At 66.0% G+C, this 1,767-nt stretch carries 2 protein-coding genes; both read left to right on the top strand.

Going from position 1 to position 1,767, the window contains the following annotated elements:
* The first annotated feature begins 358 nt into the window (after positions 1–358).
* Complete coding sequence (locus ACY34M_RS41820) at positions 359–490, top strand: hypothetical protein (RefSeq protein WP_462723965.1); 132 nt, start codon at positions 359–361, stop codon at positions 488–490.
* Positions 491–1,327: 837 nt separating this feature from the next.
* The gene (locus tag ACY34M_RS41825) at positions 1,328–1,453 is read left to right on the top strand and encodes a hypothetical protein (RefSeq protein ID WP_462723966.1); all 126 of its coding nucleotides are present in this window, start codon (positions 1,328–1,330) and stop codon (positions 1,451–1,453) included.
* The last annotated feature ends 314 nt before the right edge of the window (positions 1,454–1,767 follow it).

The following is a 1,767-nucleotide window of genomic DNA, read 5'->3' on the forward strand; positions in this document are numbered from 1 at the left end:
AACGTACGAAGTGCTCGGCGACGGCCTGGTCGACGGCGGCGGGCCAGGCGTCGTGACGGGCAGGCAGGTGCAGGGGAAACCTTCACGCTTAAGTCACAAGCGGAGCGGCTGTTGAACTTGCCTGTATAAAAGGACAGTTGAGGTTCGAACAGGGGTTCGTAAATCAACTCCCGTTCCAGCGCGCAGCGTTGGGGAAGCCACGCAATGCGTAGGGGCCCTGTGGCGTCAGTATGATGATTCGTGTTCCACCGGTTCTCCCCCTCAGGTCGCCCGTCGCTCCGAGCGTCGGAGTTCTGCGCCGGAGGTGACGGGTTGTTCCGCCCGTCAGGGCACCATCGGAAGAACTGGAGGAACACAGGTGAACGACGATGACGAGCCAGAGCCGGACGGCGAGGGCTGGACCAGTTACCAGAAGGTGACGGTCGGGCTTGCTGTTGCGGGTCTGCTGCTGGGAGTCGCGACCCTGGTGGGTCAGTTCCTCGTGCCGTAGCGAGACCCACACATGAACCCGGAGCGGGCGGAAGCTGCAACGCAGCGAGCCCGGCCTCTAGCAGGGCGACCGGGCTCGTGACCTACTGCGCTAAGGGCCTGGCCCGGGGTGCCACCCGGGTTGGGCCCTTCGGCGTGGCTGACGCGTCCTGATGTCAACCGCCACGACCTAGCGTACTGGACAGTGCGTCCAGGTTGTAGGGCGTGGGGGAACCGAGTGAACTGCCCAAACCTCTCGCGGACGGGCTTCCCTGTCCAGGTTTTCAAGGTCAAGAGCGTCCACGGCTCCGCAGGGCGTTGACAGCCTCGCGGGCGTGAGAGAGCCCCGCCGCGACGGGGGATGCGCGGCGGGGCTTTACAAGCCGGGTTCCCGGCCTCCGCGGGTCCATGCGCTCCGACGGCTGGGCCATGACGGTCGTCATGACGCCCGTTTCACGTGAAACGGACGTGCGAGTACGGCGGTGGCGGCGCGAAGTGCGGGAAGCTTTTCCGGGAGGGCAGGGGCAAGGGCACGAACATGCTGCGGAAATTCGCGGCGGTGCCGGGGGATGTCCTCTCCTGTATGTAGTTGGGACAGTGCCCACTCCGGGGCTGTTCAGCCGTGAGCTTCGGGTGAGGGTGTGCGTCTTCCCGCAGTGCGCCAACCCGCAAGGCACGACGCTGACTTAGGGGCCCGTCGGCTGTCAGTGGCGTCGGTAGTATGAACACCGTTCCACCGGCTCTTCCCCTCAGGGTCCGTTTCAAGATCTGCGATCTATTCGCGGGTGTTGGAAGCGGTCTGCCCCTGGCGGCCCGTTCAGGGGCACGTGCACGACCGGAAGAGCAGGAGGAATAGCAGGTGTACGACTCGAACGAGTGGAAGCCGCGCAGGCGCTGGACCGGCCCCGAGAGGTGGCAGGTGGGACTCGGCGTCGCGGCGCTGCTGGTGACGGTTGTCGCCACGGTGGGGCAGTTCGTCCGATAGGACGCCCACCCATGAGACGGTCGCGGAGGCCGGGGCTGCATACGCAGCGAGCCCGGTCCGCTGATAGGCGACCGGGCTCGTGAACTGCGTTGAGGGCCTGACCTGGGCGGCCACCTGGGTCAGGCCCTTCGGCGTCGTTGACACATGTTGTGTCGGCCGACCCAACTAGCGTACTGGACAGCGTGTTCAGACTGTAGTGAGACTGCACCACCGCGAAGACGCTGCTCGCGGGGGTCCCCATGCCGGAAGACCTTGACGGTGTTCAGGTTCGGCCGTAGCTCCGGCGGGCCCTGACGGCCGTCATGACGGTCTCG

It is taken from the genome of Streptomyces sp. EDA2-14, from assembly GCF_054963755.1.